This window comes from Alteromonas sp. 4NS20-0143 (assembly GCF_057542855.1).
The window spans coordinates 323,290-342,699 of record NZ_BAAJLR010000003.1; the positions used below are offsets into that span (position 1 = coordinate 323,290).

Below are 19,410 nucleotides of genomic sequence, written 5' to 3' on the forward strand. Positions count from 1 at the left end.
GTATTGCTGATCAAGCTTTAAACATTGGTGATTTTAGCAACATGTAACTATGCTTTCGTTATGGGAATTGCAAAAGGACTTTCTTTTTAAATGCACAGAAATATATCTTTAATTGAATTAGAACACCTGCTGGAGTTTGCGCCCTGTGTTCTATACAAATACGTGCTATTCCCTAACGGTGATGGGAGCCTTTTGTATGTAAGTCCAGGCAGCAATGACTTATTAGGCCTACACGCTAAAGACATGATGAACGATATCGATAATTTTTGGAATATAGTTTACCCAAGCGACTTAGAACGACTGCAAGCAGAAGATAATAGTGCGAACCAACTGGGCGATTTTTTTGTTTCAGACGTTCGCATAAACAATCCAGCAAAAGGTACTATTTGGATAAGATTGTCCTCCAAGCCAAGTGATGAATTTTATGAAGGACATCAAGTTTGGACAGGCTATATGGTTGATATTTCCGATACCAAACGCCTTGAAGCTGAGTTAGAAGAGCGCGCTCGACGAGATGCTATGACACAGCTGTGGAACAAAAGCGAGATAGTTAGCGCATTAGGCGAAGAGCTATCTCGTTTTGAACGAGATAACCTACCGTTCTCAATAATGATCATGGATTTAGACCACTTCAAAGCCATTAACGATAACCATGGCCATCTTGTTGGTGACGATGTGCTACTTAAATTCACCGAAATTGCCTCTTCAGAACTTAGAGAAGTCGATATTTTAGGTAGGTTCGGAGGTGAAGAGTTTTTAGCTATTATTCATAATGCGTCGCAAGAGGAGACAATGGTCATTGCCGAGAGGATAAGGCAATCCGTTGAAAAAACCTCTTTCACTGAAGGCACGACCTCGTTTTCAATTACGGTAAGCATTGGTATTACAGAAGTCAAAAAAACACATAAGCAAACACCTGAAGAGGTGATAAAGCGGGCAGATGACGCGCTTTATCAAGCAAAACAAAACGGGCGGAACACAATTAGATTCAAATAACGGTGTCGTTGACCCGCCCCATATTATCCAGCCAGCTTTTTCTCGCCAAGTATCCGCTTAAAAATTAAACTTCCTTTAATGTAAAAAACATGTGGCTATCTCGTTTTTTTATCCATGCGCCAAATTCGTGCCTCTAATTCGTGCCCCTCATTAACGATACGTATAAGTAATGGTCAACAATAATGCTCTTGATTTTCAAGACTGATATACTATGCCTGAATTTACTTAAATAAAGAGCAATGCTTTAAAACATGACTAAACACCTTCCCCATTTAGTAGGCACGCTGTGAAAATACCTAAACGCCTACAACCCCTTGTCGATGATGGTTTAATTGATGCAGTAATAAGCCGCTTAATGAGCGGCAAAGAAGCCGATGTGTTTATTGTTCGCTGTGGCGACCATATTCGCTGTGCAAAGGTTTACAAAGACGCGGTAAAACGCAGTTTCAAAAAAGCAGCTCAATACCAAGAAGGCAGAAAGGTACGGGGTGGTCGTCAAGCACGGGCTATGGGTAAGCGCTCAAGCTATGGCCGTCAGTTAGAGGAAGAGATTTGGCAGACTGCAGAAGTTGACGCCCTATCACGCCTTAATGAAGCCGGCGTGCGGGTACCTGATACCTATTGCTGCGTTGATGGTGTGCTGCTTATGGAGCTTGTGTCAGATGAGAGCGGCGATGTAGCTCCTCAGTTAGGCCATGTCTCAATGAGTGAAGATGAGGCGCTCAAGCAGCACAAAGAGATGATGCACAACATAATGCTCATGCTTTGCGCCGGCATAATTCACGGCGATCTCTCAGAATTTAACGTTCTTGTCGACGGTAAAGGCCCCGTAATCATCGACTTGCCACAAGCCGTTAATGCATCGGCCAATAACAGCGCTGAAGCCATGTTTGCCCGTGACGTAAACAACATGCGTCGCTATTACGGTGAATTTGCTCCTCAGCTATTACATACGAATTATGCCAAAGAAATGTGGGCTTTGTTTGAAGAAGGTAATTTAACGCCTAATTCCACGCTGACTGGCGAATTTGAAGATGATGACGAAGATGCGGATGTGGGCGCCATTCTTGAAGAAATTCAAGCGGCTGAAGACGAAGAAAAAGAACGCTTAGCGCGTATCAACTTTTCGGATGATGCTGAGTAAACACTCTAAAAAGCCTCAACTATTTACAGGCGACATCAGCTAAAAACATAAGCTAAATTGGGGCAGCGGCACCTTTACCTAATTTTATAGGTACACAAGCCACTGCCCAGCAATATTAGATGTTTGCTACAACAGCGTTGTAGAAAGCTTCTGGGTTAGCTGCTTCGTTTGTTGCAACTGATACTGCCATTTCAGCACGTACAGCAGTAACCACTTCTGCACGGTCCGCTTCGTTTACTTCTAGAATATCAAGCATTGCCGTTAAGTGTGCGCCAGAACCTTGGCTAGTTTCTTCAATGACGTTGTTGAAGTTGTTTTGAATGAAAATAGCTGCAGTCGCCATTTTGCCTTCACATGAATCAACAGATGAAATTTTTGAAGAAACCGCAGTAGTTCCTAAATCCCAAATGATGTTTGAAATAGCCGCTGCTGTGCCATTGTCGTCAAAAATCATGGCACCTATACCACAGTGTTTCCACGCATTGATGTTGTCATCAGCTGCTACATTTCCAGCAAAAGCAGTAGTCGTTAAAAGCGCTGCAAGAGTTAATTTTTTAAACATTTTTTTTATTCCTCTGATTTTCAAATTTATTTTTTATTTAATTTTCAATAATAATGCGAAATAAGCACGCCAAAGTCAGTACCTTGCTTGTTATCAATATTAAGTCTCACATCCCAGCGCTGATTAATTACATATCGTGCTGACACTGAGAGATAGTGCAGATCCTTCGATGGTTGATTTACAAACCATTGTTGGCCCACTGCCAATGACATTGCTATTTCAGGCGTGACATGTGCCACGCCCCCTACTTCTGAACCTACAGCAATAAAGCCGCCGTTCAGATTAGAGCTGGTAATGGAAGTGCTGAGTGCCGCATACCCCACAAGGTTGTGGCGAAATACCCAAGACTTCCCTATAAAACTGTCTATGTAACCCGCGCCACAATCTACACAATTATTTGCTTGGTCGCGGTAACCAAAGGCTAACTTCCAAGCCCAATTGCTATCTAGTGGTAACCCAGATTCAGATGCATTGAGGTTAATAATACGTACCGGTGTAAACTCCTTAATCGAGACTCCCTCTCCCTCAAGATACCGAAGACGTAAATTAAACGTGGTAAGTTCAGAATAAGGAATTCGCCCCGGATTAAGCGTAAGTAAATCATAATAATTCGCGCGAAAATTTAGTTCACTGGCCATTCCACCCGCTGACGAATTGTAAAGCGCTAAGCCGATACGGGTAGTGTCCTGAGCCTCATGGGGAGGACGTCTTTTCACTATATCCCAATTTGGCTTAACAGGTGCCATAGAAAATCGCTTTATCATGGCCTGCCGCTTTTGCGCTTTTTGCGTATCGGTAAGGTCGTCTTCTTTTTGCTCAATAAATGCAAAGTAATCGTAGAGGGTATCTATTACTCGTATCGCAGACGCATCCGTTAGCGATGCAAGCTGTTGATGCGTCTCTTGAGGTGCGCTTTCCAATACAGTTAGGAGTACTTGCTGTTCTCGAGGGTTTAGTTGTTGCCAGCGATCATACAGAGTCTGTTGACGTGAACCGTGGTAAATAACGTCACTAAACATGACTCGTTCGCTCTGATGGCGCTGCATCATCACCACTAAATCAAACGGCATCACCCATATCTTGTTGGGAGCAATAAGCGGTTTATCGAACACTAAACCAAGCAACTTTGCCAGTTGATAGGCACAGTTTTGCTCAAAAAAGTAATAGGTCATAGTGGCATTTTCCAGCTCCCACAAATGAGCTAGCAAAAATTGAATATCGTATTGGGTTAAATTGAGCTTGTACTCCCACATGTCGCGCAGCTCTGTTTCGCTATACGTTAAATGATGGTGGTGATACTTCTGATTTGAGAACTTGCCTTGGTAGCCGCCCAATATACCTTTGGTGATATACACCAGCTTATTTTCGTCAGGGGGAACCTTGGCGCCATAAGAAAACGTGTTATCTAAGAGTCCCTCTTCTGAGCCGCTATTAAACTTTAAGAAAACGTGACCAAACATAGACGCAGGGTTACCTAAATAACCCGAAGCAAATATAAGGCTTGCGCTTTGGGTTGAAAATGCATCTAAGTATTCTTGATACCGGGGGCATTTAACGTCAGGGAAGCTCAACTCTGGCAGATGCTTGTTAATAAAGAGCTTACGCGCAGGAAACTGGCATTGGCTGGTTGGCTTGTTAGTAAAAGCGCTTATCGTTGCTTTGAGCTCTGCATGGGGATTCTTGAAGCCATTTTCTGCTAAGTAAAAATTTTCATCGCTAGTATTTAACGACACTGCTGTTTGCTCAGCATGCAGCAACTGTTTCCACACGCTTTGCGATGCGGCGCTATCTACATCATGAGTTACACCTGTGGCAGAAGCGAGAGGCACAGTTGATAGCAAGAAAATACAACAGCGAATGAAAAAGGAGTACAACAGAGATTCCTACAATAAATCCATTTAAGTTCACAATGTCAGGGCTGACAGTTAACGCTCTGAATCCAGAGAAGAAATAAATATGCCTGCAGCCATGCGCATATACAAGCTGTAATTTAAAAAATGATGAGGAATGAGAGGTTGAGGCTAGAGTTATTCCGTAAAAAGCCAGCTTACTAATCACGACTGGCTTTTTACGAACTACTAATAAAACGTTACACACGCATTATCAATTATTTAGCTTCCGGGATGGCTTTCAATGTATCAACAATGTCACTGTTGCCACTTAGTTTCGCAAGGTCTATTAGGTAGTCCTTTTCCAGTGATTTAAGAGATTTACCGTCTAGCCTCGCTTTAACTTCATCAATGTCGCCATTGGCAATTGACGTTTTTATTGCTGCAAAGTCGCCTATTGATTGGTCGTTTTGATTACTATCATCATTTGGATTACTGTCTGAAGTATTAGAAGTCATATATTGTCCTTAACATGTTTATTGATTTAAGATGTTTATCCACCCTATTTATTTGAATACGGCTGTTGAGGTTGGCCTTTTGAACTCAGTCTTATAGCTAAGTCTTACAGCTAAGCCTTAAAACTAGGCCGTTAAATAAATTTTTGAAACCGAGTTGTAAACTCAAGTTTTAGACAGAGTAGAAATACATTACGGCGTTTGCCGTGCTGATTTAAAGCCACTTATACATTACCAATGCATCGACAAAGCCTTTCGCTGGATGATTGAACGCATTAGGTAGTTTCCCAACAGTGTCATACCCTAACTTGTGCCATAAGCGAATGGCTCCCTCGTTAGTTGAAGCAACAAAGTTAAATTGCATTGCCTTATACCCTAACTCTTTTGCCATGGTCTGAGAATGCTCACACATGGCCGTTGCTACTCCCTTCCCGCTTGCTGATGCCGCAACCATATAACCACAGTTGCAAACATGGTCTCCCGGGCCAGCGTGATTAGTTTTAAGATAATACGTACCTATCACTTCACCGTCATCCAATGCTATGTAAGTTTTGCGGGGAGTCTTGACCCAGATATTGAGTGCTTCTTCCTTTGAGGTGTCTGTGCGAAACGCATAGGTTTCGCCCGCTTTTGCTACCTCATGAAAAATAGGCCATATAAGATCAAAATCTTGAATAGAGGCTTCTTTTATTTCCATTTACACATGCTCTCTTTTAAAAAACTTAAACTGTGTGGCTAACAAATATCCATACGCCTACCAGTATAAGTATGAATCCACCGAATGCCTCAGCACGCTTACCTATTAACGAACCAAGTGCGCTTCCTAAAAGAATGCCAATAGTTACCATGGTAAATGTCGCCATGCCAATCATCATTGCAGCAATTGCGATATTAACCTCAACCAGTGCGAGGCCCACACCAACGGCCATAGCATCTATACTGGTGCCACACGCAGTAATTAATAAGAGGGCGAAAGACTGCTTTTGTGGCGCATTATATTCATCTTCAATCGGAGCAAAACTTTCCCGGATCATGTAAGCACCTAACGCAACTAATATAACAAGTGCAATCCAATGATCCCAAGCCTCCACATAACCTGAAGCAGCGCGCCCAATAAACCACCCAATTATTGGTGTGGCTGCTTCTACCAAACCAAATGTAAGACCTATTTTGAGGGCATAGCCTAAGCGTGGCTTTTTGATCTTCACACCTTTGCCTATTGCGGCAGCAAAAGCATCAGTAGACATAGCGAAGGCAAGTAGAATTAGGGCGAAGAAGTTCACTTTTTGTAGGTCCGGTTGGGCAAAATGGCGTCCATTATACATCCACAAGACTAATTACAAAGTTGAAAATACCGTTGCTCCTGACAAACAATGGCATCTACTCTAAGTAAGTGTTGTCTGTTGTGTAGATATACATCTTCCCAATAAAAAATGGAAAATAACAATGCCCTACCTGATGAACGATAGCGCTACCGAGAAACAATAGCCTATACATTTTGACGACTTGCAGGAGGGACTGCGTGCTTCCCTTGAAAAACACACAGCCAGTCAAGTTTGCGTCTAATTAGCTTTTTGAAGCTTTATAAGGCGTCCGCCCTCTTTGTCTTCAAGTACGTATATGTTGCCCATACCATCTTGCTCAACTTCGCGTACTCTTTTGCCCCATTCGTAACGCTCAGCTTCTTCAACATTCCACTTCCCTTTATCATCCTGATTAAAGCTAACCCGAACCAACGCTTGTGAAGACAGACCGCCGATAAAACCATCGCCTTGCCAATCTTTGTGTAAATCCCCTTTATAAATAATAAAGCCTGCAGGGCTTATCGCTGGCACCCAAGCTTTTTCTGGCGATTTAAAAATAGGAATATCTTCATGGTTTGGTATTTTTACACCAGAATAATGATCGCCTTGGGACACCGTTGGATAACCGTAGTTACGTGCCTTTTCGATAATATTTAACTCATCGCCGTGGCGAGGCCCCATTTCGTGCGACCATAAATTACCTTGCGCATCAAAATCGATACCCAATGGATTGCGATGACCTAACGACCATATTTGCTCTGTCACTGCACCATTGCCATAAAAAGGATTGTCTTCTGGCACACTCCCATCTGCATTCAGGCGTACAATTTTACCTAAGTTCATCGCCATATTCTGCGCAGGTGTAAATTTTTGTCTTTCACCAGAACTGATAAATAAATAACCATCAGGCGAAAACGCCATGCGATGGGAATAGTGTCCGTTTCCAGTTACCTTAGGGGACTGACGCCAAATTAGCTCTCTGTTCGATAGACTCGCGCCTTTATCAGTAATAGTGAGCGTAGCGCGCTCGATAACGGCTCCACTAAAGGCGTCATCGTTAGCATCTCGCTCTACATAAGAAACATAGATAGTATTATTCGACGCAAAATCTGGGTGCACTATCACATCGCCTAGGCCGCCTTGCCCACGGGGTGTAACCTTAGGCACATTGTCGACTTTAGCGCGCTTTTGCTGGTTTTCATCAAGCAACCACATTGCGCCTGTCTTTTCTGTCACCAAGCTGTGGCCATCGGGTAAAAATACCATGGCCCAAGGGTTATCAAATGATGTTATTGCGCTGCCCATTAGCACAGTACCTTCGCTGCCGGACATTTCCACCTGCGTTGGTGAGTTAGACTGAGCTAAGGCTCCGTATGAGGTGGCAACTAGCGTAACAATTAACGCTATTTTCCGTGGCAGAGTTTGAATATTGATTGAGCGCGTTTTAACAGATTGTCTTTGCATATTTCTCGTTTGCATAATAGCTGTCTCATCCTGATGTTGAATCTTAATTAAAGCTCGTGAATTCACAGCACCAACTTCATATGCTATGTCTGCGTTTATCGCTACGAGCCTGTTAAACTTCTTACGCTTGCCACCTCACGCGGTCCATCAAAGACTGGTTACCGAAGACCGAATACAAACTAGGCACAAAAGACGAGACACAAAAGCTCATTACAAAAGGCTAGTGAAAAGGACATATGGCACGCAAATGATAATTATTAGTGATGCTTACGGATTTCAATGCGGTTAGGCTCAACTAAAGTCTATTTCGACTGAGCACATTCGGTAAGCCTGCTTATCTAGTTGTCTAAACCTTAGGTTTAATGTGGTGCCTCTACATGTTTAATACATTCAAACATGAAGGCATCGACCTCGTTTTCTTTGTGGTAGTCGGAGTAATGCAAGCCAACTTCAGACTCTGTGTTGATATGACGAATTGCCCCTTTTATGGTGCAGCACATACCAGAACTAGGCAGCGTTAAAACAATCTTCACATTGCTACTTTTTGCGTTGCAGGCAGGAAGAAGCTCGGGCATTGCAGCATCTAACTTTATTCGAATGCCTGAGTAGCTCATATCAACCATGCTTCCCTTTAAGCAAATGCTGCTGTCATCTGCTGGGTTACTTATCATGATATTCGCATGCACACCTTTGAGACTAAACCGCGGATACTTCCGTTTATCAGAAGCAGTTTGTTCATCAATCGTCATAATTTTTGCCTCATTTTTCTTAAGCTTAGCACCACGTAACTAAAACACCACGTTTAACGGGCCCCTTCGAATAAGCAGAAGAAATAAGTTGGCAAATAATCACGCATCATTGCGCGACAACACGTATCATATCGCCAACTTTTAAAAGCTGTGAATGTCTTCTTTATGTCATCATCTGTGTCATCTTCTGCGTCTTCTTCGATATCGTCTCCAATGTCATTTGGCGAATTAGGTCTGTGTACCGAATTGGTAAATACTGTTACTGAAAAGGGCTACGCAAGTGCCTCTCCTATTCAGCAACAAGCTATTCCAGCAGTACTCAATGGTCGAGACGTAATTGCGATAGCACAAACGGGTACTGGCAAAACTGCAAGCTTTTCACTGCCAATTTTGCAGTTACTGGCAAATACTTCACCTGCGAAACCACATTGTGTAAAAGCACTCATTGTTGCACCAACGCGAGAACTCGCAGCGCAGGTTGCTAAAAACGTTGAAAGCTATAGCGACGATATGAATATTCGCTCGACAGCCGTTTTTGGAGGTGTTCGCATTGAGCCTCAAAAATTTGAGCTTGCGCAAGGAGTAGACATTTTAATTGCCACTCCTGGCCGCTTAGTCGACTTATACAAACAAGGCGATATTAATTTTGAGCATATCGAAATGTTGGTGCTTGATGAGGCCGATCGAATGTTGGACTTGGGCTTTGTTGAGCATATTCACTTTATACAAAGTCTCTTGCCAAAGCAGCGTCAAACGCTGCTATTTTCAGCCACTTTCTCTAAAGAAATAAAAGCACTAGCTGCCACCATGCTCAACAACCCAATGACAATTGAGCTGGCAACGGCTCACGATCATATTGAAAATATCACGCAAATATTGCATCCGGTAGACAAAGAGCGAAAGCACGAGCTCGTCATTCATCTTCTCAAAAGTAATGACTGGTCTCAGGTATTGGTTTTTACCCGCACTAAACGCGGTGCAGATGAATTGAGAAACGAATTAGAAGCAATGGGTATTGCAGCAGAATCTATACATGCCAATAGAACGCAACACGCGCGCACGCAAGCGCTAGATGGCTTTAGAGATGGCAGCCTAAAAGTTTTAATAGGTACCGACCTTGCTGCAAGAGGTATCGATATTCAGCAACTGCCGTGCGTTATCAATGTTGATTTACCCTATGTGCCTGAAGACTACATTCACAGAATAGGCCGTACGGGCAGAGCATCATCAAAGGGCTTAGCTATTTCACTGTATAGCGACGACGAGACGAAGCAGCTAAGGTCAATTGAACGCCTTACGGGTAGGCAATTTAAAAAGACGTTTATTTCTGAATTTACACCAAAGCCGAAACCGCCAGCGGTTAAAAAAGATAAAATAGAAGAAAATTTATACGGCAATTTCGAAGCTTTTGATAAGCCCGCTGGCAAAAGAAAATCGAAGGGGCGTAAAAAGCGTCGATAAATGTTAGCAAGCCTTTTTTGGGCAGCAGGAGTCACAGGCGGCAGGAGTTATTGGTAAAAGGCCGCGAGTGCAATATGCGCAAAAATGCCACATTCTATTGATTGGACGCGTGATATTTGCAATGCTGTTGATTAGTTATTATTCAACATTATTATTTTAAAACTAACTCAAAGCATCTCAGCACTAAATAAAAACTCATTCAAAGCAATCTCAGAGCCATCTCAAACTAAGGACAGTTATGAATAATTTAACTCGCTATATCGCTACTTTCACGACTACTTGCACTGCTATGCTTTTACTCGTTGGCTGCAACAGCGATTCAGATAATACGTTGGAAGACCTCAATGCAAACCGCGCAAAATGGGAAAGCGCGAACATCGACAATTACCAATTCGATTACAGCATTTCGTGTTTTTGTTTAGAAGATGCTACCCGCCCTCGCTTGGTGGTTGTAAATGCAAACCAGGTAGAATCGCAAACCATCATAGAAAATAGTGTCGCCCTGCCGCAAGATACCTTTAGTTCTCAAACCATAGCGGGCTTGTTCAACCGTATTGCATTAGAAGAGAGCCGTGCTGAATCGCTAAAGGTTGAATATCATCCCGAGCTTGGGTATCCAACGCGAATTCAAGTAGATGGTAATTCCCAAACTGCCGATGACGAATACACCATTGAAGTCAGTAATGTGATTGCAGCAGGCGACATTACCTGCACTACCAGTGTGGAAAATGGCTTGGTAGTGTCGGTTACCGACCAATCTACAAGCACACCCATTGCTTGTGATACAGCGGTTACGGTAAGCGAAGAAGACTTTTCAGAAGCAGCCACTGGTACATGTGACGGGGAGGAATCAATCGCTATGCTAGCTGAACGCCCTGGCTTTTATTCAATTACCGTTGAAAAAGCAGGCTATCAGACGTTTCAAGTAGACGACTTTGGTATTGGCAAAGACTTATGCCATGTTTTACCAAGAGAGCTTGAGGTGGAATTAGTACCAGAGTAATTAAGCGAGATGGAAAAGTAGCTATATCTACTTTCTTACCGCTCAAAAAACACATCAATGAGGTCGGCTAGAGACTCCTCTAGCCCTTCTTCAAACACATCAATATCTATATCGAAGCTGTTCATGTATTTATCTGCATTCTCACGAGACACAATGCTATTTTTGAACTGAAACTCTAACTCTGGCAGCGATTTGTCGTAGCGGGGTTTAATTGCCCAGCGCAAACAATGGCCGTGATGATTTTTAAGCCTCTGCTTGGCAAAGACACAAAATTCTTCCACGTAATCTGGGCCTTGCGGCCCAAGGCAGCCAGGCTCTACGCGAAATGTCACCAGCAGCTTTTTGTATATTGGGAGCTTTGTTTCCATTGTCTCTTTTAATGGCTTAAAAATTTGAGTATGAGCACATTGCTCTAATATTACCAGTGTAGCGTTAACTCAATAACTTAGAAAAGTCGCTTTTCGTGAGTGGCTTTGCCAAGTGATAGCCTTGGAACTTATCTACATTCATTTCAATTAAGGCGTTAAAATGCGCCTCGGTTTCAATGCCCTCAGCCGTCACCTGTAAGCTTAGGCTTTTCGCCATTGAGTGTATGGCATGACAGAGGTTTTTGGCCTCGTGATCATCCACAATATCTTTAACGAAACTGCGGTCAATTTTCAAAATGTCAAAGTTTACACTACGCAAATAGCTCAAGCTGGAATAGGCGATGCCAAAATCGTCAATGGCCGTTTTCACCCCTAGCTCAGACAACATCCGCATATTTTCTCGAACCAGTGTTAAATCATCGGCAAATACACGCTCGGTTAACTCAAGTACCAAGTTATCGCCTTTCAAGCCATGCTTGTCTAAGCAGCGGCGAGTGACATCAACCAAAGCGCAGTCGGCAAGTTGTCGATAGGAAATATTCACCGACATACTAAGCGCAGAATGCCCCTTCTCCTGCCACTCTCGCAATACCTGACAAGCAGCATCTATAACCCAATCGCCAATTTGCAAAATTTGGCCACCATCTTCGGCTATTGGAATGAAGTCATCTGGCGAAATAAAGCCCAGCTCGCTGTGTTTCCAACGCAACAAGGCTTCGGCGCCACAAAGCACTTTGTTTTTATCGAATATAGGTTGGAAAACCAACGACAATTCATTTTTATCCAATGCAAAATTCAAGTCGGTGTTAAGACGAAGCTTGCGCTGCAAATCAATGTCGTAATCTAGGTTGTAAAAAGCGAATGCGCCTTTCTCGTTAATTTTAGTACGGTACATAGCAGCATCTGCTTTGCGAAGTAAGTCGTTAGCATTTTCACTATCAACTGGGTATTGCGCTATGCCCACGCTTGAGCCAATGTTGTGCTGTCTGTTTTGGTAATAAATGGGCTGTAATATCACCTTTTGCACACGCTGAACCAAGCGCACAATTTCATCTTTAGAGGTGTCGATTTCACTTAGCAATATAAATTCATCACCACCGAAGCGACCGATAAAGTCACCTTCTCGTACACAGCGCTTTAAACGACGAGCAACTTCAACTAATACCGCATCGCCGGCTTCATGACCATGCATATCGTTAACGTCTTTAAACTTATCAAGGTCGATAAAAATAACAGCAAAAGACACGTTAGCGTGAAGTTTGAGCAAGGAAGCAAGATGCTCTTGAAGCATCAGGCGATTTGGCATTTTGGTGAGATGATCATAATGAGCTAGGTGAGACAACTCAGATTCATGCTTTTTACGATCGCTAATGTCTTCGATGGTGATCAAGCTGTGTCGATGTTCATTTTCATCTAAAACGCTAAGCGCAGAGTATTCAATCCAAACAATTCGGCCATCCTTGGTTTGTACCTGTATTTCTCGTGTCGGTTTGTCTACCGTATCTGCACCAAAAAGTCGGTCGGCGTGTAAACACAGCGTACTCACTGGTTGATGAATTAGCGTATTTTCAGCAAAGCCAAAAGTAGTATGAGCGGTGTAATTAGCGCGCTGTATAGTGCCTGTTTCATCTACCAACAACACACTTTGCGCTTTTGAATTAAACACCCCAGAAAACAAGTCACTTTCAAACGAGGCCAGTTTAAGGGCTTTACGCAAAAACAGCATTTTTTCGTTTAGCGTAAAGTAATAGGTGAGCATAATAAGGCTGAAAATTGTTAAACACATCAGGCGAGTAGCCAGTGTGTAGCCCATGTCACCCTCGTAGGGAAGTGTGTCCATTTGCTCGGGCCACACATAATAGTAAACGGTGCCAAGCACACTGATAAACCAAAAGAATATTTGCCCGCGCTACCCCATTGTTCCACCAGCAAGGATAGGAAAAATAAAGATCCACGCATAATGGACAGTATCAATACCCCCTGCAAAGGTGACGTTTGCCATGTGTATTGCAAACATACAAAACAGCATGATCGCTGCCGCTAGCGGTACATTATTGGTTTTCTTAAGCGCGACAACGTTCATCAAAATAACAAGCACACCAATGGCCTGAGTGATAACCACCCAATCTTCCATAAAGCTGTACAGGTCTTTAAACGTAAGCCCCAAAACGATGATGTAGATAAAGCTAGTGAAATTAACGATAGAAAACACGCCCGATGATCGAGCGCTTATAAAGAAGGCGCTAAAAGCCGATCTCGGTTGTTCAATAGTCATTTTTTCTGTTGTCATATTTTTCTATCGATACACTTCGTTTCTAAGTTTCGGCCTAATTGCAATTGGTAACCGTGATTGTGGGCTTTTCACCTTGATTGGGATGACGATAAGTAAGTTTGCACACATCGCTTGCTGCAATCTCAGCGTTAGTTAAGTCTGCAGTTTGACGCTCTAACGTAAAGGTGACTTCAGGTGCAGAGCCACTTAATTTCCAATCGTCTTCTGAAAAATCGGCCACTTCTTTTAAGTTTGTTTGCGTTGCATAAGGATAGCCGTAACGCACACGAATGCCAGAAGTGAGGGTAGTATCGGCACTTCCCTGCGCCCCTTCAATCAGCGCTTTTGCGTAAACAATTTCCGACGCGCCTAACAATGCTGCGTTAAGCCCTTCAAGTGCCCCCGCTTGTGCATCTTTTTGCACGTTTAAAAATTTAGGTGTAGCGGTAACGGCCAGTATTCCTAAAACGACTATTACAATAATTAACTCAATTAGCGTAAAGCCTTTACTGTTGTGATATTTATTCAAAATCGGACAGAACTGCGTTATCTGTAATTGCTGCAAGTGTATAGTATAAATGAAAAATTCTGAAATAGACCTTAGGACACAGTGTTAAAGCACATCTTAAGATAGTTAGCTGCACCTTTTATGAACCTTTAATTCCTCCCTCCCGTTACAACTATGTTATCCATTTAACGACGCTTTATTTTACCCAGCCTTATCTTCTCTGGCTTTATTTGACAGAGCTTTATTGAAAAGAGCCTTGTTTAACAGAGCTTAGCTCCACAGGTTTTGCGAAGTATGGTTGAACCGTTTAATGAAGTCGCCACCACTACAAGGATTTTTGAAATGAAACATTATGCTATTAACACCGAGGTTGAATGGGAATGGGGTAACGGCAGTGCTTCGGGCAATATTCGGGAGAAGTTTACAAGCGAGGTTGAACGCACTATCAAAGGCTCATCGGTTAAACGAGATGCAAGTGAAACCGACCCTGCGTATATGATTGAACAGGACGATGGAAGCAAAGTATTAAAATCTCACAGCGAACTGAAGAAGACATCTTAAGGTAGACTTAGCTTTCAATAACAAAGCCATCGATCGGCTTCTAGTGAATTACATCGCTGTATCTTTGTAATTATACAGCAAGATACAGTTCATCTTTCACCTAGCAGGGCTTCATTTGTCTTTGCATTGTTCATGTAAATTATACGAACACCTTGCAAATCAAACAGCCCCGCAGTGCTTTTTTCCGCTCAAAAAAATTAACGCCCTCTTAAAAAACAGATACTTATGCGATTTTCACGGCTGGTTTACTTATTGCAGGTTACCTGTTGAATGTTTTTAAAGACTGTAAGTGGGATTAACAATATTTGTTGATGCCGCATCGGCACAAAAACAACTTTATTGAATTAAAAAGGAGTGTTTAATTATGAGTAACAATCAAAACCTAAAGGGTAAAAAAATTGCTATTTTAGCGACCAATGGATTTGAGCAAAGTGAATTAGTTCAACCAAAGAATGAACTCATTAAACAAGGTGCTCATGTAGACATTTTGTCTATTGATAATCAAACCACCATTACAGCGTGGGATGAAGATAACTGGGGCGATAAGGTTAATGTAGATGCTCAAGTATCTTCTGTAACTTCTAGTGACTACGACGCGCTTATTTTACCTGGCGGCCAAATAAACCCAGACATTTTACGCACAAATGACGCCGCGGTCTCTTTCATCAAAAGCGCTTATTCAGAACAAAATATTAAAGCGATTGGTGCCATTTGTCACGGCCCATGGTTGCTTGTAGAAGCGGGTATCGTTAAAGATAAACAGCTTACAAGTTTCCCTAGTATCAAAACTGATTTAATTAATGCCGGGGCAAACTGGAAAGATGAAGAAGTGATACAAGATGGGAAGTTGGTTACCAGTAGAAATCCAAACGATATTCCTGCCTTTGTAGAGGCGATAGCGAAACTCGTTGCATAACGTGCAACTCTCAATTATTAACGGAAATTGATTATTCATAGCTTGAAGTTACTGCTAGTGCCTTTTCTCAGTGCGGTTGGGCAACTTTAATAAATGTAAATGCAGGCTTCGCTAGCTATAAAATAAAAAACGGAGCAGAGTAAGTTTCAAGTTATGAAACATACTCTGCTCCGCTTCACGTTTATTGATAAAAATTACAGCTTAATTACGTTATCTCCGCTGTCTCTATCAATCATTTTCACAAAGGGGTCAACTCCCACGTAGGCGGGCTTTTCATCCACCGTCACGGTTATTGTATTTTCCCCGCTAATTAATTTGTGTTTCTGGTTATAAAGCACCTGAGTGTTTTCAGACACGTCTTCAGGGTCGCCAGTGAACAGTGCAATATCAATGTATTCATCAACACTACCTTCTGTTTCGCGTCCATCGCCATTAGCCTCAAACTTGCCCGCCGATACTGTCATGGTTGCGACAAACTTCCCGTCGCTAGTTTCTTCAACCTCAGCTGACAGCATTTTTAAGTCGTATAGGGTAATGCGCTCAAACAAGTCTGCGATAAACTGCTGTTCCTCGTTTGTCGCCTCAGCATTAAGGGCAGACTGCAAATCTAAGGTAGTTGGATACGGGTCGTTTTTAAACTTATATGCCTCTAGAAAGTTTTTCAGTGCAGTATTGACACGCTTCTCCCCTAACCTATCTAGAATTGCCATCATGACTACCGAGCCTTTACGGTAATGAATATACTGCTGATCTTCGCTGCGCATAAACGGCATTTCTTCAATCAACTCGCTACCGCGGTCTCGAAGATAGCGATCCAGTTCATACTTGAGGAAGCGACGCATCTTCTCTTCGCCAAAGCGTTCACGCAATACCATAATGGCACTGTACTGAGACAAACTTTCAATAATGATTGATTGGCCCTGAACATTGGCAGCACCTACCTGATGTCCCCACCACTGGTGAGCTACTTCGTGGGCGGTAACATAGTACACATAGTCTATGTCTTCAGGATCGCGCAGGTCTGCAATAAACCCAATTTCCTCAGAATAAGGCACCGTATTGGCAAAACTCTGCGCAAACGACCGATACCCTGGAAACTCAATTATTCGCATCTGTTTGTGCTGATAAGGGCCAAAGGCGTTGGTGAAATAATCGAGAGAATCTTTCACGCTTTGCACCATAACATCCACATTCCAATGGTGTTCAGGGTGATAGTACACCTCAATATTCACACCTTTATGCTCGTCTCGCGAAACGTCGTGGCGCGCAGAAAGGTAGGAGAAGAAATTGACTATTGGCGCATCCATTTTGTAATGAAAATAGTTACGTCCGTTCTCCTGCCACTCTTTTTGCAGGTAACCCGGCGCAATAGCAATTTGGTCGCCGCTGGTGGACACCGTAGTTTCAAAGTCGATAAAGGTGACTCCCTTACCAAACCCACTTTCAGCATAACGTGAGGTATCTTCCAGTTTATAGGCCCGAGGGCGCTCTGGCAGATCCCGCTTACGTCGCTCGTGTCGGTCTGAAATTACATAACGCCCGTTAAACCCAAAAGATGGAAACAACGAGAAATTATCGATAAATGTGCCATTTTCAGCTACCTGCAAGTCGAAACCGCCATCTTTGAACCCCTTATGCTCACGCAGCGCTGACAGGGTTCCTTTTCTGGTTTCACCCGGCATTAGTGGTTTGTCGAAGGTTAGCCACGCCGCAGACAGGTTGTCGAAGCGTTCGGTAATTTGCGCGCCAGGTATCACCACATCCCATGTAGTCGTAAACCGTGGAATCGACAGCAAGGTGCGGGCAATTGGCTCATCAAACGGGTTGCTGATCGTCATATCTGCCGACACTTCTACACGGCGGGCCTCTGGGTAAATATCAACGTTCGCATTTACCTGGGTTACGACCGGCATTAAGTCGTCTTCATACTGGCCAAACTGACTTTTGTATTCAGCTTGAAGCTCAAAGGTCTCCTCTTGGGTAAGGTAAGTGTTGACTACCTTGGTGTTGTAGTGAATGTAGCCACCCGTAAGTACGAACACGAGAATGCTTACTGCTAACACTGCCTTTCCAGACGCCCCCAACTGATAACCTAGCAGCTTAAAACGGTGTTTAAGTGATACTTCTGGCCCGCGCTGCCACAATGCATAACCAATGGTGAATAGAGCTAACGAAAGTGCACTCCAATAAAGCATGTACCAAGCGAAAGGCGCTAAGAACCAGCCCCAGCCGTTCAGGTCGGAATACAGCACTCTTGGCGCGTCGCTAAAGCTGTACATGTTGTGCTCTAAACCTAGCTCAGCAAATACTAAGCTAACAATGAAGTACGCCACAAACAGCAGCATACCCACAAATTTATTCGGGCTTAGCACCTGAATAAAGAATGCCAGAACCGCCAATAGCGCCCACGGAACCCATGATACAAAATAGATGCCAATTAAATACGTACCAAAATCAAAGTCGAAATACCCTTGGGTAGCCTGATAGGTAACGGTAAAAACAATACCAATGGCAAATAGCACAGCGGTTACCGCCCACATTGCAAGCAGCTTAGATACCCAAAAAATCAGGTTGAAAGCGGGTGTTGAATCGACGATATCGCCCATACCAGAGCCGCGCTCACGCCATACAATCTCGCCACTGTAATAGGTGATAACAATTAGCATCATCAACCCAAAACTTTCGCGAATAAACTCAACCATTTTATAGGTAAGCGGCCAATCTGGCGTACCGTACACACCGCCAATAGGCACAAAGTACAGGGCAGACAGATTGAACAGCGTAAAAATCATCAGCACAAGAAGGGCTGGGCTAAACATAACTTGACGCATTTCAAAGCCAATGCGAGTTAGTAACTTACCAAACTGCCCACCCGCCTTCGCTTTAATAGTAAGGTTAAGGGTTTTGGGTGGAGCCACAGTCGAGGCTTTACTTGGCTTTTCTTTACGGCTTTTTTGCTGCCAGCGCATTTGATAAATACTGCCAACAGTGGCCAGTATAAATGCGCCAATGCCAAGCCATATCAAACGGTTTTGCAGTAACACACCTTCTAATGACACAACGGTGGTGTTTTTATCAAACACTGTCCAATATCGGGTTATCTCGGCGTAGGTACGAAGACCAAAGGGGTCTAACAATGCGCCAATGGTGCGGTACTCCGGCTCTGATGTTACTACGCCGCTAATTAGGTAGAAAATGAATATACCCATTGCGACCAAGTATGCGGCCATTATTGAGCGAAGGCGCTGGGCAACGGCATAAAAAATCATACCGAGTGCTAGCATGCTGGGCACTGAGAAGTAGAAAAAGGTAGTTAGATAGAAACTTAGATTAGTGGGCCCTATTCGCTCTTGATCTATCCAAGGCATTAACGAGCCTAATAAAATAGCAATAGGCACCATGGCAAACACGCAAATACTGACCAAGTAGGCACCTAAAAAGCGGCCCAAATGGTACGACAGCGGCGTAATTGGCCGAGTGTATATTAGCTCGCCCATATTGCTGGAGTGGTTTCGTGTAGCAGTACCCGACACAAAGTTAACCAACAAAAACAGCGCAAAAATACCCATAATGAGCGCGGTTTGAGTAATAGCAAACGAGCCGTTATACAGCACGTTTCCACCGCCACCAATACGAATATTATCGGTAGTGGTTGCCAAAAAAGGCAACAAGAAAAACGCCAACATGGTGACGTAAAAAGAAGGTTGGCGAAGGTAATATCGCCATTCAAACGTAAGGCTATTTAAAAACATGGTTAT

18 protein-coding genes are annotated in these 19,410 nt (G+C 43.2%); 6 read left to right on the forward strand and 12 right to left on the reverse strand.

Features of this window, described 5'->3' with window-relative positions:
* Positions 1 to 90: 90 nt before the first annotated feature.
* Together AC27HD_RS08645 and AC27HD_RS08650 are read left to right on the forward strand one after the other, a co-directional pair.
* Entirely contained in the window at positions 91 to 996 is a 906-nt protein-coding gene (locus AC27HD_RS08645; protein ID WP_487105108.1) for a sensor domain-containing diguanylate cyclase, read from the forward strand.
* A 286-nt stretch (positions 997 to 1,282) separates the two neighbouring features.
* Positions 1,283 to 2,140 (forward strand): PA4780 family RIO1-like protein kinase, encoded by an 858-nt coding sequence (locus tag AC27HD_RS08650; protein WP_032097545.1) that lies wholly within the window; start codon positions 1,283 to 1,285, stop codon positions 2,138 to 2,140.
* Between the two features lie 115 nt (positions 2,141 to 2,255).
* On the opposite strand, the gene AC27HD_RS08655 is transcribed toward AC27HD_RS08650, so the two are convergent.
* The 7 genes from AC27HD_RS08655 to AC27HD_RS08685 form a co-directional block, all read right to left on the reverse strand.
* Complete coding sequence (locus tag AC27HD_RS08655) at positions 2,256 to 2,702, reverse strand: DUF3015 family protein (protein ID WP_487105111.1); 447 nt, start codon at positions 2,700 to 2,702, stop codon at positions 2,256 to 2,258.
* A gap of 44 nt (positions 2,703 to 2,746) precedes the next feature.
* The gene (locus AC27HD_RS08660) at positions 2,747 to 4,576 is read right to left on the reverse strand and encodes an Lnb N-terminal periplasmic domain-containing protein (RefSeq protein WP_487105113.1); all 1,830 of its coding nucleotides are present in this window, start codon (positions 4,574 to 4,576) and stop codon (positions 2,747 to 2,749) included.
* 233 nt (positions 4,577 to 4,809) lie between these two features.
* The gene (locus tag AC27HD_RS08665) at positions 4,810 to 5,049 is read right to left on the reverse strand and encodes a hypothetical protein (protein ID WP_487105115.1); all 240 of its coding nucleotides are present in this window, start codon (positions 5,047 to 5,049) and stop codon (positions 4,810 to 4,812) included.
* A 211-nt stretch (positions 5,050 to 5,260) separates the two neighbouring features.
* Positions 5,261 to 5,743: a GNAT family N-acetyltransferase gene (locus AC27HD_RS08670; protein ID WP_487105117.1), complete on the reverse strand. Its 483-nt coding sequence runs from the start codon at positions 5,741 to 5,743 to the stop codon at positions 5,261 to 5,263.
* A gap of 25 nt (positions 5,744 to 5,768) precedes the next feature.
* On the reverse strand, positions 5,769 to 6,329 hold the full coding sequence (locus tag AC27HD_RS08675; RefSeq protein ID WP_487105119.1) for a manganese efflux pump MntP: 561 nt from the start codon (positions 6,327 to 6,329) through the stop codon (positions 5,769 to 5,771).
* Positions 6,330 to 6,608: 279 nt separating this feature from the next.
* Complete coding sequence (locus AC27HD_RS08680) at positions 6,609 to 7,814, reverse strand: PQQ-dependent sugar dehydrogenase (protein ID WP_487105121.1); 1,206 nt, start codon at positions 7,812 to 7,814, stop codon at positions 6,609 to 6,611.
* 359 nt (positions 7,815 to 8,173) lie between these two features.
* Complete coding sequence (locus tag AC27HD_RS08685; RefSeq protein WP_487105122.1) at positions 8,174 to 8,563, reverse strand: PilZ domain-containing protein; 390 nt, start codon at positions 8,561 to 8,563, stop codon at positions 8,174 to 8,176.
* Positions 8,564 to 8,776: 213 nt separating this feature from the next.
* Here AC27HD_RS08685 and AC27HD_RS08690 point away from each other — a divergent pair, with 213 nt between their 5' ends.
* Both AC27HD_RS08690 and AC27HD_RS08695 read left to right on the forward strand, forming a co-directional pair.
* On the forward strand, positions 8,777 to 10,024 hold the full coding sequence (locus tag AC27HD_RS08690; protein WP_487105548.1) for a DEAD/DEAH box helicase: 1,248 nt from the start codon (positions 8,777 to 8,779) through the stop codon (positions 10,022 to 10,024).
* Positions 10,025 to 10,262: 238 nt separating this feature from the next.
* Complete coding sequence (locus AC27HD_RS08695; protein WP_487105124.1) at positions 10,263 to 11,027, forward strand: DUF6174 domain-containing protein; 765 nt, start codon at positions 10,263 to 10,265, stop codon at positions 11,025 to 11,027.
* Positions 11,028 to 11,062: 35 nt separating this feature from the next.
* Here the strand turns inward: AC27HD_RS08695 and AC27HD_RS08700 are convergent, their stop codons facing one another.
* The 4 genes from AC27HD_RS08700 to AC27HD_RS08715 all read right to left on the reverse strand — a co-directional run bounded on the left by AC27HD_RS08700 (position 11,063) and on the right by AC27HD_RS08715 (position 14,196).
* Positions 11,063 to 11,395 carry a hypothetical protein gene (locus AC27HD_RS08700; protein ID WP_487105126.1) on the reverse strand — a complete coding sequence of 111 codons (333 nt, stop codon included), beginning with the start codon at positions 11,393 to 11,395 and terminating at the stop codon, positions 11,063 to 11,065.
* 64 nt (positions 11,396 to 11,459) lie between these two features.
* Positions 11,460 to 13,235, reverse strand: a complete 1,776-nt coding sequence (locus AC27HD_RS08705) for a putative bifunctional diguanylate cyclase/phosphodiesterase (RefSeq protein ID WP_487105128.1) — start codon at positions 13,233 to 13,235, stop codon at positions 11,460 to 11,462.
* A 69-nt stretch (positions 13,236 to 13,304) separates the two neighbouring features.
* On the reverse strand, positions 13,305 to 13,685 hold the full coding sequence (locus AC27HD_RS08710) for a hypothetical protein (protein ID WP_487105130.1): 381 nt from the start codon (positions 13,683 to 13,685) through the stop codon (positions 13,305 to 13,307).
* Between the two features lie 37 nt (positions 13,686 to 13,722).
* A complete protein-coding gene (locus tag AC27HD_RS08715; RefSeq protein WP_487105132.1) occupies positions 13,723 to 14,196 on the reverse strand; it encodes a type II secretion system protein in 474 nt (157 codons plus the stop codon).
* A 321-nt stretch (positions 14,197 to 14,517) separates the two neighbouring features.
* On the opposite strand from AC27HD_RS08715, the gene AC27HD_RS08720 reads away from it, so the two are divergent.
* Together AC27HD_RS08720 and AC27HD_RS08725 are read left to right on the forward strand one after the other, a co-directional pair.
* Complete coding sequence (locus AC27HD_RS08720) at positions 14,518 to 14,736, forward strand: hypervirulence associated TUDOR domain-containing protein (RefSeq protein WP_032097538.1); 219 nt, start codon at positions 14,518 to 14,520, stop codon at positions 14,734 to 14,736.
* Between the two features lie 364 nt (positions 14,737 to 15,100).
* Positions 15,101 to 15,652, forward strand: a complete 552-nt coding sequence (locus AC27HD_RS08725; RefSeq protein WP_487105134.1) for a type 1 glutamine amidotransferase domain-containing protein — start codon at positions 15,101 to 15,103, stop codon at positions 15,650 to 15,652.
* 194 nt (positions 15,653 to 15,846) lie between these two features.
* Here the strand turns inward: AC27HD_RS08725 and AC27HD_RS08730 are convergent, their stop codons facing one another.
* Positions 15,847 to 19,404, reverse strand: coding sequence for an ABC transporter permease/M1 family aminopeptidase (locus tag AC27HD_RS08730; RefSeq protein ID WP_487105136.1), 3,558 nt, complete (start codon positions 19,402 to 19,404; stop codon positions 15,847 to 15,849).
* Positions 19,405 to 19,410 lie beyond the last annotated feature (6 nt).

Bases quoted from the DNA above. Each gene is read 5' to 3' on its own strand.
- AC27HD_RS08645 (WP_487105108.1), top strand. From the start codon at position 91: ATGCACAGAAATATATCTTTAATTGAATTAGAACACCTGCTGGAGTTT.
- AC27HD_RS08655 (WP_487105111.1), bottom strand. From the start codon at position 2,702: ATGTTTAAAAAATTAACTCTTGCAGCGCTTTTAACGACTACTGCTTTT.
- AC27HD_RS08665 (WP_487105115.1), bottom strand. From the start codon at position 5,049: ATGACTTCTAATACTTCAGACAGTAATCCAAATGATGATAGTAATCAA.
- AC27HD_RS08670 (WP_487105117.1), bottom strand. From the start codon at position 5,743: ATGGAAATAAAAGAAGCCTCTATTCAAGATTTTGATCTTATATGGCCT.
- AC27HD_RS08680 (WP_487105121.1), bottom strand. From the start codon at position 7,814: ATGCAAAGACAATCTGTTAAAACGCGCTCAATCAATATTCAAACTCTG.
- AC27HD_RS08685 (WP_487105122.1), bottom strand. From the start codon at position 8,563: ATGACGATTGATGAACAAACTGCTTCTGATAAACGGAAGTATCCGCGG.
- AC27HD_RS08690 (WP_487105548.1), top strand. From the start codon at position 8,777: ATGTCATTTGGCGAATTAGGTCTGTGTACCGAATTGGTAAATACTGTT.
- AC27HD_RS08695 (WP_487105124.1), top strand. From the start codon at position 10,263: ATGAATAATTTAACTCGCTATATCGCTACTTTCACGACTACTTGCACT.
- AC27HD_RS08700 (WP_487105126.1), bottom strand. From the start codon at position 11,395: ATGGAAACAAAGCTCCCAATATACAAAAAGCTGCTGGTGACATTTCGC.
- AC27HD_RS08705 (WP_487105128.1), bottom strand. From the start codon at position 13,235: ATGGACACACTTCCCTACGAGGGTGACATGGGCTACACACTGGCTACT.
- AC27HD_RS08710 (WP_487105130.1), bottom strand. From the start codon at position 13,685: ATGACAACAGAAAAAATGACTATTGAACAACCGAGATCGGCTTTTAGC.
- AC27HD_RS08720 (WP_032097538.1), top strand. From the start codon at position 14,518: ATGAAACATTATGCTATTAACACCGAGGTTGAATGGGAATGGGGTAAC.
- AC27HD_RS08725 (WP_487105134.1), top strand. From the start codon at position 15,101: ATGAGTAACAATCAAAACCTAAAGGGTAAAAAAATTGCTATTTTAGCG.
- AC27HD_RS08730 (WP_487105136.1), bottom strand. From the start codon at position 19,404: ATGTTTTTAAATAGCCTTACGTTTGAATGGCGATATTACCTTCGCCAA.